We start from the raw sequence: 14,295 nt of genomic DNA, 5'->3' as shown, positions 1-14,295 counted from the left end.
TCAAATCACCTGTCCAGCTATGTTCTTTTCGTCATTTCCCGCATCTGCTTCGATCTCACCGGCAGAACCGGCATTTACGCCAGCTTCATTGGTGGGCGCCTGCGGAAAGACCATACGTATCATTGCTCCTCGTCCTCCGTGGAAATCCGAAGGCGCATCATGCAATTCCAGATGCCCGCCATGATCCTCGACGATCTTGCGGACAATCGCGAGACCGAGGCCGGTGCCCTTCTCGCGCGTCGTCATGTAAGGTTCGAGCAGCTTCTGGCGGTCGTCGCCCGGAAGGCCCTTGCCATTGTCGATGACATCGACAAACAATTGTCCATCCGCCTGATAGGAACGGATGAGGATATGCCCGCCTTCGCCTTCCCTGGCGCGATCTTCCTTCGGAAGTCCGTCAATGGCTTCGCTTGCATTCTTGATCACATTGCCGAAGGCCTGTCCGATCAGGCGGCTGTCAAAGGAACCGACCAGCTTTTCCGAGCCGAAATCGTTCTGGAAACGAATATCGCTGCGGCTGACTTCGACCAGGAAGGAGGCTTCGCGCAATGCCTCGCGCATATCCATAAGCCGCATTTCGGGCTTCGGCATGCGGGCAAAGGCGGAGAATTCATCGACCATGCGCCCAATGTCGCCGACCTGACGGATGATCGTATCCGTGCACTGATCGAAAACCTCGCGGTCCTCGGTGATGACCTTGCCGTAACGGCGACGGATGCGTTCTGCGGAAAGCTGGATCGGCGTGAGCGGGTTCTTGATTTCATGCGCGATGCGGCGCGCGACATCCGCCCAGGCGGACGAACGCTGCGCCTGCACCAGATCGGTGATGTCGTCCACCGTCACCACATAGGAATGATCTTCGGATTCCGTGTCCTCGACGGTTACCTGCACGTTGAAGGTACGCGCCACGCCGCCACGGGTCATGCTGACCTGCTCGCGATGCACCGCGCGTCCCGTTGAACGGGCGACCTCAAAAGCCTGCCCGATCTCCGGCGCGATGCTTGTGAGGTTCTTGCCGACAGCATCTTCCGACGTGACGCCGAACATATGTTCCGCCGAACGGTTCAGGATGGAGATGCAGCCATCGGTCTCGATGCCGATAACGCCTGCCGTCACGCCGGAAAGCACGGCTTCGGAGAAGCGGCGGCGCTCATCGATCTGGTCCTTGGCGGAAAGCAGCTCGTTGCGCTGGCTTTTCAGCTCCGCCACCATGTTGTTGAAAGTGCCGGATAACGCGCCCACGTCGCCATCCGATGTGCGCACCGGAACCGACACGTCGAGATTGCCCGCCGCCACATCGTCGGACGCGCCGATCAAAAGCCGGATCGGACGCACCAGCCGGTCGGCGACGGCAATACCGGTCCAGATAGCCGAAAGCAGCACAATCAGCGTCAGGCCGAAATAGAGCAGCGCAAATGCAATCTGCGTTGGAATCCGGTTCGCATCCATCTCCTGATAGCGCTGGGTATTGGCTTCCATCAGGCGCATGGCGTCGAGAATCTGAGGATCGACTGCGCGAACCGTGTAGAGATAGACGTCCGGTATCTCGCGCATCTTGATGATTGCGCCGACGAAATTACTGTTGCCTGGCGGGATGATAACCGGCTTGCCATCCGGTGCCGTTTTCAACGCATCTTCGGTTGGCGGTGGCAGACGATCTTCAACTCCAGTATCGCTTTTGACGACGACGTCGCCATTCTCACGCACCAGAAACGCACCGAGGAGGCCACGGCCACGCGTCTGTAATGTCATCAGCTGGATGAAGCCACCACGGTCAAGACTATAAATGGTGCGCTGCGCATCGAGATCCTGCAGCATCGAATAGGAGGTGCTTTGCAGGTTGAGCGCGGTTTCGCGGATATAGGCGGTGGTCAAGCTCTGCGATGAACTGACAATGTCGCGCGTATTGGTATCGAACCAGCGGTCGAGACCGAGGTTGAGCGTGACCGACGCAACGATGGCAACCACGATGGCGGGCACCGCCGCGATAAGCGAAAACAGCGCCACAATACGGACATGCAGGCGCGAAGCCGCCTTCCCGAGCCTCCGGGCCATCACGATGCGGTAAACTTCGCGGCAGATCAGCAGGATGAGGAACAGAATCAGCGCGACATTGATGATGACCAATGCCAGCGTGACGGTCCTATCAGGCGTGATCGGTGTAATGCCGATCAAAATGGCAAAGGAAATCGAGGCGGTGACAAGCGCCGAAATGACCGTGATAATGCCCGGCAGGGCCAGAAGCCTGCGCCCCTCGCCGCTTTGCGATGATTGTTCCTCGCCGTTCATGTTCGCCGTCAGATTCGCCGTGTTCATATTAACCATGTTACCCAATAGCGTTGCATCTATGCAACGCATTGTGGCGAAAATGCAACGTTATTCTGTGCGCTCTGCTGGATCGGACTTTGGCGTGCCCGAAGCGAACCCGGAATGTCGGTTCTCCGACACTTTCAGGACTTCAATATGGTGCGATTTCGCTGCATAAGAGCGCGCGCCGATTCCGGGATTTCCGGGCTCTTCGAAACCGGGATGAGGGATTCTCCGACATGCAGGACAACACGCTGGGTTTCTACAATTCCAATGCGATCGACTATGCAGCCGACGGCGAGACGCCCAACCCGAAACTGTTTAGCTTTCTGAAGCGCTGCAAGCCAGCGGGACGAATCCTGGAACTTGGAACGGGTTCGGGCACCGATGCGAGTGCCATTCTGAACGCCGGATTTCAGCTCGATGCGACGGATGGCTCCTCCGAACTGGCGGCAATCGCTGCAAAACGGCTGGGGCAGCCCGTCCGCACGATGATGTTCGATGAGCTTTCCGCGGTCGAGGAATATGACGGGATTTACGCTTGCGCCTCGCTCACCCATGTGCCCAGAACCGCACTTGGTCCTATCATAAGACGCGTCCACAGTGCCTTGGTGAAAGGCGGGATCGTGTGGGCCAGCTTCAAGACCGGCACGGCTGAAGGCCACGACGCGCTTGGCCGCTATTACAACTATCTGTCACCGGAAGAATTGCGGGAATATTGGAGCGATAACGGTCAATGGGCGGGCATCGAAATTGAATGCTGGACCGGCAGCGCCTACGATAAACGTTCCACTGACTGGGCCGCAGTTATAGCGGTGCGATAATCGCGAAAGAACGGCGTCAGAAATTGAGCCTGGCCATTGCGAGCGAATCGACAAACTCACCGGCCCGGAAAGCATCTTTCCGGCGTATGCCTTCCGAAACAAAGCCGAACTTTTCATAGAGGCGGATTGCAGGGGCATTGTCGACGTAAACGGTGAGTTCAAGCCGTTTCAGGTCGAGCCAGTTGTCGGCAATGTCGATCAGTTCGGCCATGAATGCTGTGCCGATGCCCTGCCCGACATGGTCGTCATGTATGCCCATGATAATCGCCGCGCTGTGACCACGCCGTCCTGCGTGTCGGAGCAAGCCAGCGTTTCCGACAATCTCTTCATTGATCGTCGCAACCAGAATCGTGGCTTCCGGCCCGAGCGTTTCCAGCCACTTGCGTGTCGTCTCGAGGCGTTGAAACGGAGTGCGCAAGGTGCCGAAACGAAATCCCGGCATGTTCTGCAAATGGGTGAGTCCTTCCGCATCCGCGGCTTCCACTGCGCGAATGACGAGATTTTCAGGTCGCATTGTTTCTCCGGGATGTTCTCAATTCCTCATTAAATTCAGTTGGTCCACTGGCAAACATCCAGACACGCAGAGACCGGCTGGCGGTTCTTGTCACAGATACAGCCCTTTGTTGCGGCATATGATACGGCCGGCATATCCTGCCGATAGTATGAAGACATATGCGCAAGCGCGAAACCGGAAACCATCAGGCACAGTATTCGATACATCTGGAACTCCCGTGCACGGCAAGATCAGGCATTGTCCTTGCCGGCACGAGAATTCTCAACTCCAACAACTGCCTCATGATTATATGGAGGCACAGTCTTGCCGCCATCATGGCTGCCAATAGCAATGCCGCCGGTGACGGCATTGCCATTATCGGTGGGCTAACGGTTTTTTGTACTTATTTTTCAGGGCCGTAGGCGTCGAAATCAAAGTATTTGTCGTTGACTTCCTTGTACTTGCCGTTGGCACGGATGGCCTTGATCGCCTTGTTGAACTTTTCGACCAGTTCCGGGCGTCCCTTCTTCAAGGCAACGCCGACGCCAACACCATGGATGTTGTCATCGGGCGGATAGGTGCCGACCATCTTGCAGCAGGCGCCATCCGGCGTCTTCAGCCACTCGCTCAGCGTTACGCTGTCATCGTTGACGGCATCCAGGCGGCCATTGGCCATGTCCAGGCGATATTCTTCCGCTGTCGGATAGGCCTTGATGGTGCTCTCGGTGAAGGCGTGTTCGGCATAATTCGCATGCGTCGTGGACACCTGAACGCCGATCGTCTTGCCTGCCAGGTCTTCCTTGGTCACGCCCTTGATGTCGGTGTCCTTCGGCGCGGCAATGCCGGGTGGCGTGTTGTAGTATTTATCGGAAAAATCGACCTGTTTCTTGCGCTCTTCCGTGATCGACATGGAGGAAACATAAGCGTCAAACTTCCCGGCCTGAAGCGCCGGAATAGTGCCATCCCACTCCTGTGTGATGAATGTGCACTCGGCCTTCATCTCCGCGCAAAGCGCCCGTGCGATATCGACATCGAAGCCGGAAAGAGAGCCATCCGGATTGATGAAATTGAACGGCGGATACGCGCCTTCCGTTCCGATAATCAGTTTCAGCGGTTCTTCGGCGCTTGCTGCGCCAATTGCAAAACCACCTGTCGTGGCCACGATCCCCATCATCGAAGCTGCCACAGCGATACGCTTTAAAACGCGCATTCCAGTTCCTCCCATTTCGTACCGGCTCCCTCTGGAATTGTTCTTCCGGTCCGGCCACTTGCAAAGGGGGAAGATTCACGCCGGCAATGCAAAATTGCCGACTCGTCATAATTTCTCCCCCGTCGCTATCATTAGATGGTTCGGCGCGGCTTGCACACTGTTCTTTCGCTTGCGGCGCACCGGTCCCTACCACGGTCGAACGCTTTCTATCCCTGGGATTTATCAATGCCGGTTTGCTGCCGATTGCCGGTTCCTTGCACAGCGGTGACTGCCAAAGGTCGCGAACACAATCGCCTGTTCACCGAACAGAAACGATTGAATTTCACCGTTGATAGGGCTTGAGCCTTCGATGGGTACTAAAAGCAGAGCGGACGCAAAGGGGTGCTGACCTGTTGCGGCTTTTTTGGAGCCTGGAGACTAATGCTCGGCAGACGAGCCTTGTTCGCCGCTGTTTTGCGGGCTTACGCCATAGTAATAGGGCGTTGCGAAAATGAAGCCCAGGATCACGGCAACGGCCAGAATAAAAAACAATAAGGACTTTCGCATTCAATTCTCCTGTTCACGAGAGACGAAACGAGCCTCCGGCGATCAAGTTCCGTCTCTCGACAAACAACTGTGACGCTCTATCTGCCGAAATCGAAACAGTGAGGGGATCGCCATGTCCAATCCGGAAGAGACAGAACCGACTGCGGATGGACTAAAAGAAGTTCTTCCGTCAAAATCGGCGGCAATACACGAGCTGATCCGGCGCGACGGAGAAAAGGAGATAAATCGCGAAGCGATGGCGCTGCTCTGGTCTGCCATTGCGGGCGGTATATCAATGAGCACTTCGATGATCGCTCGCGGCATTCTGGAGACCTATCTCCCCGAGGGCGACCTGTTCTTCCTGATAAGTTCCGCAGGATATACCGTCGGTTTCATAATCGTCATCATCGCCAATCAGCAACTGTTCACCGAAAATACGATAACACCGGTTCTGCCGTTCATGGTTGAACCTACATTGTCCCACTTTCTGAAGATGATCAGGCTCTGGGGAATAGTCCTTTTCGGCAACCTGATCGGAGGCGCCATTGCGGCCTACGTCATGGCCTCGATGCCTATTTTTTCAGACGAGGTGACGAAGACCTTCATCGGCATGGGAAAGCACCTCATGGCCAACACCAGCAATGAGTTGTTCAGCAAGGGCATAATGTCGGGGTGGCTTATCGCGACGCTGGTCTGGATGCTCCACAGCACCAAACAGGGTCACATCGCGCTGATATTTCTCGTCACCTACCTCATTGCGATCGGCGATCTGACACACATCATCGTTGGCTCGATCGAGGTGTTGTTTCTGCTGATTATTGGGGAAGTTTCACCATTTGACAGCCTCTTCAAGTTCGGCCTCCCCACATTGTTGGGGAACGTCGTCGGTGGAACATTCATCTTCGGATTAATTTCACACGCGCAGGTACGCGCGGACGAATGATGAGATTCCAAATATCTGGCGTGCTCTTCTCGGCAATCACGGTCAAGGCGTGCGCCCGATTCTCACCGGATTATCTGCTCAAAGCAGCATCGGCATCGAACTTCCAGACTCAATTGAACCCGTAGTCGCTGCCAGTTTGCTCTATCGGGCATATTCCAGTTGCAGTGCGACCAGGTCTGCGGTTGCGTCGCCATAGCGTGCTGCAATCTCCTTAAGAGTGTGGTCTAGAGCCTTCGCCGAGGCAGTTGTCTGATCGAGAGGTAGCTGGCTTTTGCCTGTATCCGCATTCTGATCCGGTATCAGGGCAAGACCGTAACGCGATTCGACAACTGCCTTTCCGGACGTGGCGACCGCTTGCGAACGATAAGTTCTCGACCATGCGTCGACGCTGAGCGCAAGCGCAATTTCATCAAAGCCGTCTGTGACCGGGATCGATAGGGTCTCACGGTTCCAGAACGAGAGAAAGTTGCGAGCAACGAGCCACATGCGCCGCGCCGTGAGATGAAACGATGCGGAATCATGTGCCGAAGTCCAATTTCCGGTACCGAGTTCGGCCGCCATCGCTTTCGCTTTTGCACGTCCCGCCAAGGCTTCAACCAAGGCAAGGCTTGCGGGAATCGAAGCGGTGACGCCGGTCGTGGTCATGACATTGTCATCAAAAACATAGCGCTGGTCCCGAACCCATCGTGCCCTGGGATAATTTCTTGCGATCTTGTCGAACGCGTACCAATGGGTGGTTGCCGCCCTTCCGTCGAGGATACCGGCGCGAGCGGCTATCCATGCACCCTCGCAGATGGACACGACGACTGCTCCCTTGCCCGACTGATCTCGTACCCACCCGATCACGGCTTCGTTCCTGCTGTCATGCATCGCCGGCACGATAATGATGTCAGCACCCTCCGGATGGGCCACGTCAAATGCATGTATGGTCGTATCCGGCTGGATTTTAAGCGCGGGCATCAAGTTGACTGGACCGGCGTGAGACGAGACAATGGCGACATCCGCAACATCCGCCCCCCTCAATACGCCATAAGGCACGATGAGATCGGTTGTCTCCGTGCCTCCATTATCAGCCACAATCGCAACGAGCGGCCGTTCTCGTCCGGCCTTCACAGGCGGCAGATGAATGGAGTTTGCATCGGCAGCCACAGCACTTCCCGCCCCCGAAATGCAGGAGGCGACCAGAAGGACCGCAAGGAGAATTTTCATAAGACGGCACATGAGGTTTATCCGTGTTTGATAGAAACGCCTCCAAAAATAGCCGTTGAAAGTTATGGCGAAAATGTCAATTCTATCGCATTTTACGCCAATGATGCAAAAGACCAGACTGATTGTCGTAATCGGGTATGACGGGGTGCAGGCCATGGACGTGGTCGGCCCTATGGAGGTTTTCGCGGCGGCGAACCTCTACCTCTCACAACCCACGCCGCAGTATGTTGTTACATTGGCTTCTCCGGCCGGTGGCTGCGTGAAATGCAGTTCGGCCGGCGGATTGCAATTGGGAAATGCCGTGGCGTTGCACAAGCTGCCGGATGAGATCGATACGATCATCGTGGCCGGCGGCAGCGAAGAAGCATTGCGCAGGGTTATCTTCGGCACGACATTGGTCGAATGGCTGAAGTCACGCAGTACCACAACGCGCCGACTTGTCAGTGTTTGCACCGGCGCTTTCGTGCTCGCTGCTGGTGGGTTCCTGGACGGGAAGCGTGCGACCACGCACTGGAATTCCGTCGACCTCCTGAAGGAGCTTCGACCGCAGGTCAATGTCGAACCTGATGCTATATTCGTCGCTGAGCCGCCGACATATACCTCGGCAGGCGTTACGACAGGTATCGATTTATGCCTGGCATTAGTTGAAGCCGATTGCGGGGCGCAAACAGCATTGTCCGTCGCTCGACAGTTGGTGCTGTTCATGCGCAGGCCGGGAGGGCAATCGCAGTTCAGTCCGGTTCTGGCGACCCAGGTCGACGCCACGCCGCGCCTGCGCAGGCTATTGGACGAAATCATCGAGAATCCGACCGGAGATCTTTCCGGTCCCGCTCTAGCGGCCCGTGCGGGAATGAGCGAGCGGACCTTCTCGCGCTCCTTCCACAGGGAAACCGGCACGACACCGGCACAATTCGTGGAAGCTGCACGCATTGAGCGTGCGAAGGCGCTTCTTGAGACATCGGACTGGTCTCTGCCACGCATCGCCGAGCGCTCAGGTTTCGGCAGCCTCCATTCCTTGCACCGTGCATTCCAAAAACGCTTGGGAGTTACGCCCCGCTCCTATCGTGATCGCTTTGGGGTGGGGTAGGAGATATCTGGAAGGAATAGCGTATCTCTATTCCCTGCCCGTCGTCATCTCCAGGCATCGGGGTGAAGAAGGCTGGACAGTGGCGTGCGCACGACCTTTCCATCGAGGTCGCTGAGAAGCTAAAGACGTTTGGGCCTGAGAATTCTAGGAATATTTGGCGCACCCGACAGGATTCGAACCTGTGACCTCTGCCTTCGGAGGGCAGCACTCTATCCAGCTGAGCTACGGGTGCATAGCCGGAAGGCTCGAAGCCTTTGCATGCGCGTTTCTAACCGAACCGCGCATGTGCATCAATGGCTTATTTTGATTAAGCGACGCAAATCTTGTCGTAAATCATGCATCACGAACGCAAGCCCGGGGCCTCCTGCCCCGTCCGCTCGACATATTCCGTATAACCGCCGCCATATTGATGAATGCCGTCCGGCGTCAGTTCCAGAACGCGGTTCGACAAGGCACCGAGAAAATGCCGGTCGTGCGATACGAACAGCATCGTACCCTCATAGGCGGCAAGCGCCTTGATGAGCATTTCCTTGGTATCGAGATCAAGGTGGTTGGTCGGCTCGTCCAGAACAAGGAAGTTCGGCGGATCGAACAGCATTGCCGCCATGACCAGGCGGGCCTTTTCCCCACCTGAAAGCACGCGGCATTTCTTTTCGATATCGTCGCCGGAAAATCCAAAACAGCCGGCGAGTGCACGAAGCGGAGCCTGCCCAGCTTTCGGAAAGCGCTCTTCCAGCCATTCCAGTATGGTCGCGTCCCCGTCGAGCACGTCCATTGCATGCTGCGCGAAATAGCCAAGCTTTACGCTGGCACCGATACTGACATTGCCTTTGTCCGGCTCGGCAGCGCCCGCGACCAGTTTCAGCAGCGTCGATTTTCCCGCACCGTTGACGCCCATGATGCACCAGCGTTCGCGCCGGCGGACCATGAAGTCGAAGCCGTCATAGATCGTGCGGCTTCCATAGGTCTTGTGCACGCCCTTGAGGCTCACCACGTCCTCACCCGAACGCGGCGCCGGAGCGAAATCGAAGGCGACGGTCTGGCGACGGCGTGGCGGCTCCACGCGGTCGATCTTCTCCAGTTTCTTCACGCGGCTCTGGACCTGCGATGCATGGGAAGCACGCGCCTTGAAGCGCTCGATGAATTTGATTTCCTTGGCAAGCATCGCCTGCTGACGCTCGAACTGGGCTTGCTGCTGCTTTTCGTTCAGCGCCCTCTGCCCCTCATAGAATGCATAGTCGCCGGAATAGGTGGTGAGCGAGCCGCCGTCGATTTCAATGATCTTGGTGACGATGCGGTTCATGAATTCGCGGTCGTGCGAGGTCATCAGCAGCGCGCCGTCGTAATTCTTCAGGAACGCTTCCAGCCAGATGAGGCTTTCGAGATCGAGATGGTTGCTCGGTTCGTCGAGCAGCATCACGTCCGGGCGCATCAGCAGGATGCGCGCCAGCGCAACGCGCATTTTCCAGCCGCCGGAAAGCTTGCCAACATCGCCATCCATCATTTCCTGCGTGAAGCTCAGACCCGCCAGAACCTCGCGCGCGCGGCCGTCCAGACCATAGCCGTCCAGTTCCTCATATCGCGCCTGCACTTCACCGTAGCGCTCGATGATCGCATCCATCTCGTCCATGCGGTCCGGATCAACCATCGCAGCTTCAAGCTCACGGAGTTCGGCTGCGACCACACTGACCGGGCCAGCTCCTTCCATGACTTCCGCCACGGCAGACCGTCCGCCCATTTCACCGACATTCTGGTCGAAATAGCCAACCGTCACGCCTTTTTCGACGGAAACCTGCCCTTCGTCGGGGTGTTCATCACCCGTAATCATCCGGAACAATGTCGTCTTTCCCGCCCCGTTGGGACCGACAAGGCCGATCTTTTCGCCGCGGTTCAAAGCGGCGGACGCCTCGATATAGAGAATTCGATGGCTGTTGGACTTGGTGATATTGTCGATGCGGATCATGAAACGGAAGAACTTTGTAAGAGGATGGAACGTAAGGCGGTCGCGTTGCGGCCTCCCTATGCCATGACGGCACGGGCAAGTCACCCTGCTTCGCGATTGTGAGCGTGACAGAATGTTCAGGGAATGTTGTGCAGCCACTGCTCGGTCGAGAATTTCTCGACCACGAGCCTTTCCGCAGCCGCGTATTCCTCCGGCGTTATCGTGCTGCTGACGCCGCCATTGAGCAACACGAAGGTTTCCTTCATGCGCTTGATGACTTCCTCACGCGGCAGGCCCGTCTGGCTGCGAACCGGATCGACGCGCTTGACGGCACTTGCCGTGCCCTTGTCGCTCAGCTTCTCACGCCCGATGCGCAGCACCTTCACCATTTTCTCGGCGTCCATGTCGTAGGCCATGGTTACATGGTGAAGGACCGTTCCCTTGGAAAAGCGCTTCTGCGCCGCGCCGCCGATCTTGCCTTTGGAACTCGAAATATCGTTGAGCGGCTTGTAGAAAGCGTCGATGCCAAGCGAATTGAGCGCTTTCAGCACCCAATCGTCCAGAAATGCATAGGAATCAGCAAAGCTCATATCGCGAACGAGTTCGCCGGGCGCATAAAGCGAATAGGTGATGGTGCTGCCAGGTTCCACGAACATGGCCCCGCCGCCGGTCACGCGGCGGACGGTCTCGACGCCAAATTCGCGTGTCGCTTCCATATCGACTTCGTTGCGCAGCGACTGGAACGCGCCGATGATGATGGCCGGGCGCTCCCATTCCCAGAAGCGGAGTGTAGGCGCGCGGCGCCCCGCGGCGACTTCCTGTGCCAGGACTTCATCCAATGCGAGATGCATGGCGGGCGAAACCGCAGGCATTTCAACGATCTGCCACTCGAAATCCCGCCATGTGCGCGCCACGCCCAGTGCTCGCCTGACGGCAATCGCCACCGCTTCGGGGCTGAAACCCAGCATCATGGCATCCGGGCGGAGGCCCGCCCTCACCGCGTCTGCGATCTGCTCCGACGATGCATCGACTGAAAGGCCCTCGACGGCATTGCAGATGTCCTGCAGAGCCTCATCCGGCTCAAGGAAGAAATCTCCCGCAACCTGCACATCACTCAGGCGTCCGTCGCGGACATTCAGATCGACAACGACAAGTTTTCCACCGTGGACTTTATATTCGCCATGCATGCGGGCAGCCTCCGAAGAGTGAAGGTGAGTGTTTCACTCTCATTTCATGAAACCTGCGGGAAAGGAAGCTCGTTCCGAGCAAAAGAGCGGGACTATATTCCAGCTTCTGATGGCGCGGAACGTTGAACAAGCGATGTCTGGCGCGCCTCTTTCGTTTTGTGGCCGACATAAAACCCGACGGCAATCATGCCCGCCAGTACGACGATGATCGATGTGAAACGAAAAGGCAGTCGGTGCATTTCAGAACCTCATTCTTGCCGCGGCAAACCAGAGCGGAAAATGTTTGTCGACCCCGCCTCATGGAATTCTTAACCACCCGGCAAAATTCCCATTGGTCACAGCACATTCATCCTCTGTTCAAGATACCGGAACTAAAGCATATTTCACCGATATCAGAGGGACACATCATGATACCTGCACTCAAGACGACCATTGCTTCAATATGCCTTGGCGGCCTGGTAACCGTCCTCGCCCCGCTTGTTGCACCGGCATCGGCAGCACAGCTGCAGCGTTGCGCAAGCGAGAACGGAATTTGCCAGCTGCCCTACCCGGCCGAAGTGGTTTACGGCACTGGCGGACGGAATACCTCGCGCTTCATCGACCGCCCGCAGGTCAACTGCTCCAACCGGGTTTTCGGCGATCCCGCGCCGGGCCAGAAGAAGAGCTGCTCCTTCGTCGTTCAGGATCGCTGGGACAGGCCGGACCGTCCGGGCCGTCCTGATCGCCGCGATCGTCCGGGCCGGTATGACCCGTATGACCGCTACGAAGATCGCGACCGTGACCGTGACTGGAGCCGTTGCGCGAAGGAAGGCGGTTTCTGTGATTTTTACGGGCGCAAGCGCGTCCGCTACGGCGCTGAGGGCCGGTTCACGGAAGGCGTCTTCCGGAATGGCGTTCGCTGCGACAATCGCGCCTTCGGCGATCCGGCACGCGGCAAGGCCAAGGCCTGCTACGTTCTCGACTAAGAACCCAGCCATGAGCATCCAAAAGCCCGGAACGAACAGTCCGGGCTTTTTTTAGTTAAAGCAGAATCTCGAATATACTTCTAACTTGTTGTTTTATCTTACTCTTCTGCAAATTCATGGGCTGAAACACAAAAAGGCGGCGACCGGTCAGATCGCCGCCCCTGTCGCTAGAAACATGGACTGGAGGTCATCATAGTTCTACGACAATGCTTGTGCCGTTGGCGGCACTATCAGCCAGCCTGTCAGAACGAGCGCTGGAAACGGATCTTGCCCTGCCAGGCGTCCTTGCCGTCCATGCTGGTGTTCTTGTCCTGCCACTTGGTGTAGGAAACTTCAGGCGTAATGGTGAAGCCCGGAACCAGCTGGTAGGCGACGTTGGCGGTTGCGGCGAAGGTTTCGCTGTCGTCGTAAGCGGCCTGTACGTTGAAGGTCGCCTTGCTGGTTGCCTTGAACGCTGCACCACCCCAGACTGCCCAGTCACCGCCCCACGTGCCGTAGAACGAGTCGACGATACGCACGCGATAACCACCCGACGTGCCGTAATGATCGTCGTTGGACTTGTAGGCGCCCTGCAGCCAGACCGAGAACTGATCGGTGATGTTGACATCGCCGCGGACCTTTCCGGCCCATTCCTCATTGCGGGCGTCATAGGCTACGACACCTGCGATCTTGCCCCAGCTCTGCTCGTATTTGAGACCGCCAACCACATGCGGCATGTAGTCCTTGATGGTGACGTCCACGTTGGAGTCGGAATTGCCGCCTTCTTCGAGCGAGACGATGGCCGAGAAGCCGTTTCCGCCCTTGAAGGTGTAGCTGATGAGGTTGGTGCGATAACCGCCGGCGAGGATCACGTCGTCGCTGATGACGTTGCCGAGATAGCCGGTGAAGGTAACGAAAGCCGATTCATCCAGACCGACACGCAGGCCGCCAAGCTGGATATAGGCATAACGCAGCGAGGTGCTGGTGGAGCCGCCATTGTAGTTGTCGGCCTTGCCGTTTCCGTCGCCGTTCCAGTCATAGCGCAGTTCGCTATAGGTCTTGAGCGTGCCGAGTTCCGTTTCGGAGGCGGTGGAGAAACGCAGGCTGACGCGGGCCAGCTTGTTCCAGGTGTCGCGCTCCAGCTGTGCCGGGGTGCGAGCATAGTTGTTGTCGCCGCCGCTTGCATCATAGCGAACATAGCCATGAATGCGCAGACAGGTTTCCGTTCCCGGAATGTAGAAATAGCCAGCGCCGTATGCATCGCATACGCGGACATATTCGACTGCTTCGGGTTCAGGCGCCACGATTGCATCGGCTGCCTGCGCGCCGGAAATCGCTACGAGCGATGCAGCCGAACCAAGAAGAATTTTTCTGATAGTCATAAAATGCGTCTCCAGTGGAAGAGTTAGACGCCACCGCTATATTTATTCACCATAATTTGATCAATGTTTATTCGATGTAAGTTTTGTGAATTATTTATATGTGATATAAAAACTACTTCATATAATATTATATATACTTCATCTATTTGGAAATAGACAAAATAATTCTCTTCATCGTCGCAACATGCAACGAATCCACCATTCCAGCGATTTTGTTAGTCTGCCCCTTAATGCCCGTCCGA

At 56.7% G+C, this 14,295-nt stretch carries 12 protein-coding genes and 1 tRNA gene; 4 read left to right on the top strand and 9 right to left on the bottom strand.

Annotation, left to right across the window (positions count from 1 at the left end):
• Positions 1 to 2,358 carry a sensor histidine kinase NtrY-like gene (locus tag ACS5UA_RS11805; protein WP_151661905.1) on the bottom strand — a complete coding sequence of 786 codons (2,358 nt, stop codon included), beginning with the start codon at positions 2,356 to 2,358 and terminating at the stop codon, positions 1 to 3.
• A gap of 188 nt (positions 2,359 to 2,546) precedes the next feature.
• Here ACS5UA_RS11805 and ACS5UA_RS11800 point away from each other — a divergent pair, with 188 nt between their 5' ends.
• Entirely contained in the window at positions 2,547 to 3,131 is a 585-nt protein-coding gene (locus tag ACS5UA_RS11800) for a class I SAM-dependent methyltransferase (protein ID WP_025089571.1), read from the top strand.
• 16 nt (positions 3,132 to 3,147) lie between these two features.
• Here ACS5UA_RS11800 and ACS5UA_RS11795 read toward each other — a convergent pair whose 3' ends face one another.
• From ACS5UA_RS11795 to ACS5UA_RS11785, 3 genes are all read right to left on the bottom strand, one after another.
• Complete coding sequence (locus ACS5UA_RS11795; RefSeq protein ID WP_025089572.1) at positions 3,148 to 3,645, bottom strand: GNAT family N-acetyltransferase; 498 nt, start codon at positions 3,643 to 3,645, stop codon at positions 3,148 to 3,150.
• A gap of 382 nt (positions 3,646 to 4,027) precedes the next feature.
• A complete protein-coding gene (locus tag ACS5UA_RS11790) occupies positions 4,028 to 4,834 on the bottom strand; it encodes an ABC transporter substrate-binding protein (RefSeq protein WP_443101326.1) in 807 nt (268 codons plus the stop codon).
• 417 nt (positions 4,835 to 5,251) lie between these two features.
• The gene (locus ACS5UA_RS11785) at positions 5,252 to 5,380 is read right to left on the bottom strand and encodes a hypothetical protein (protein ID WP_265974218.1); all 129 of its coding nucleotides are present in this window, start codon (positions 5,378 to 5,380) and stop codon (positions 5,252 to 5,254) included.
• A 112-nt stretch (positions 5,381 to 5,492) separates the two neighbouring features.
• Here ACS5UA_RS11785 and ACS5UA_RS11780 point away from each other — a divergent pair, with 112 nt between their 5' ends.
• Positions 5,493 to 6,302, top strand: coding sequence for a formate/nitrite transporter family protein (locus ACS5UA_RS11780; RefSeq protein WP_025089575.1), 810 nt, complete (start codon positions 5,493 to 5,495; stop codon positions 6,300 to 6,302).
• 141 nt (positions 6,303 to 6,443) lie between these two features.
• Here the strand turns inward: ACS5UA_RS11780 and ACS5UA_RS11775 are convergent, their stop codons facing one another.
• Entirely contained in the window at positions 6,444 to 7,511 is a 1,068-nt protein-coding gene (locus ACS5UA_RS11775; RefSeq protein WP_273772333.1) for a DJ-1/PfpI family protein, read from the bottom strand.
• Positions 7,512 to 7,614: 103 nt separating this feature from the next.
• Between ACS5UA_RS11775 and ACS5UA_RS11770 the strand changes: the two genes are divergently transcribed.
• Positions 7,615 to 8,598, top strand: a complete 984-nt coding sequence (locus tag ACS5UA_RS11770) for a GlxA family transcriptional regulator (RefSeq protein WP_443101325.1) — start codon at positions 7,615 to 7,617, stop codon at positions 8,596 to 8,598.
• 155 nt (positions 8,599 to 8,753) lie between these two features.
• Here ACS5UA_RS11770 and ACS5UA_RS11765 read toward each other — a convergent pair.
• The 3 genes from ACS5UA_RS11765 to ACS5UA_RS11755 form a co-directional block, all read right to left on the bottom strand.
• Positions 8,754 to 8,830 (bottom strand) — tRNA-Arg (locus ACS5UA_RS11765).
• Positions 8,831 to 8,938: 108 nt separating this feature from the next.
• Positions 8,939 to 10,561 carry an ABC-F family ATP-binding cassette domain-containing protein gene (locus tag ACS5UA_RS11760; RefSeq protein WP_443101324.1) on the bottom strand — a complete coding sequence of 541 codons (1,623 nt, stop codon included), beginning with the start codon at positions 10,559 to 10,561 and terminating at the stop codon, positions 8,939 to 8,941.
• A gap of 116 nt (positions 10,562 to 10,677) precedes the next feature.
• Positions 10,678 to 11,727, bottom strand: coding sequence for a lipoate--protein ligase family protein (locus ACS5UA_RS11755; RefSeq protein ID WP_273772337.1), 1,050 nt, complete (start codon positions 11,725 to 11,727; stop codon positions 10,678 to 10,680).
• 407 nt (positions 11,728 to 12,134) lie between these two features.
• Here ACS5UA_RS11755 and ACS5UA_RS11750 point away from each other — a divergent pair, with 407 nt between their 5' ends.
• Complete coding sequence (locus tag ACS5UA_RS11750) at positions 12,135 to 12,692, top strand: hypothetical protein (protein ID WP_006472740.1); 558 nt, start codon at positions 12,135 to 12,137, stop codon at positions 12,690 to 12,692.
• 242 nt (positions 12,693 to 12,934) lie between these two features.
• Here ACS5UA_RS11750 and ACS5UA_RS11745 read toward each other — a convergent pair whose 3' ends face one another.
• Positions 12,935 to 14,053, bottom strand: coding sequence for a porin (locus ACS5UA_RS11745; protein WP_006466749.1), 1,119 nt, complete (start codon positions 14,051 to 14,053; stop codon positions 12,935 to 12,937).
• Between the last annotated feature and the right edge of the window lie 242 nt (positions 14,054 to 14,295).

This window comes from Brucella sp. RRSP16, from assembly GCF_052246815.1.
Classification (GTDB): domain Bacteria; phylum Pseudomonadota; class Alphaproteobacteria; order Rhizobiales; family Rhizobiaceae; genus Brucella; species Brucella intermedia.
This window is presented reverse-complemented; position numbering and strand designations above follow the sequence as displayed.

Excerpts from the sequence above, each read along its gene's own strand:
- ACS5UA_RS11805 (WP_151661905.1), bottom strand. The coding sequence starts at position 2,358 with ATGCGTTGCATAGATGCAACGCTATTGGGTAACATGGTTAATATGAAC.
- ACS5UA_RS11800 (WP_025089571.1), top strand. The coding sequence starts at position 2,547 with ATGCAGGACAACACGCTGGGTTTCTACAATTCCAATGCGATCGACTAT.
- ACS5UA_RS11795 (WP_025089572.1), bottom strand. The coding sequence starts at position 3,645 with ATGCGACCTGAAAATCTCGTCATTCGCGCAGTGGAAGCCGCGGATGCG.
- ACS5UA_RS11790 (WP_443101326.1), bottom strand. The coding sequence starts at position 4,834 with ATGCGCGTTTTAAAGCGTATCGCTGTGGCAGCTTCGATGATGGGGATC.
- ACS5UA_RS11785 (WP_265974218.1), bottom strand. The coding sequence starts at position 5,380 with ATGCGAAAGTCCTTATTGTTTTTTATTCTGGCCGTTGCCGTGATCCTG.
- ACS5UA_RS11780 (WP_025089575.1), top strand. The coding sequence starts at position 5,493 with ATGTCCAATCCGGAAGAGACAGAACCGACTGCGGATGGACTAAAAGAA.
- ACS5UA_RS11775 (WP_273772333.1), bottom strand. The coding sequence starts at position 7,511 with ATGAAAATTCTCCTTGCGGTCCTTCTGGTCGCCTCCTGCATTTCGGGG.
- ACS5UA_RS11770 (WP_443101325.1), top strand. The coding sequence starts at position 7,615 with ATGCAAAAGACCAGACTGATTGTCGTAATCGGGTATGACGGGGTGCAG.
- ACS5UA_RS11760 (WP_443101324.1), bottom strand. The coding sequence starts at position 10,561 with ATGATCCGCATCGACAATATCACCAAGTCCAACAGCCATCGAATTCTC.
- ACS5UA_RS11755 (WP_273772337.1), bottom strand. The coding sequence starts at position 11,727 with ATGCATGGCGAATATAAAGTCCACGGTGGAAAACTTGTCGTTGTCGAT.
- ACS5UA_RS11750 (WP_006472740.1), top strand. The coding sequence starts at position 12,135 with ATGATACCTGCACTCAAGACGACCATTGCTTCAATATGCCTTGGCGGC.
- ACS5UA_RS11745 (WP_006466749.1), bottom strand. The coding sequence starts at position 14,053 with ATGACTATCAGAAAAATTCTTCTTGGTTCGGCTGCATCGCTCGTAGCG.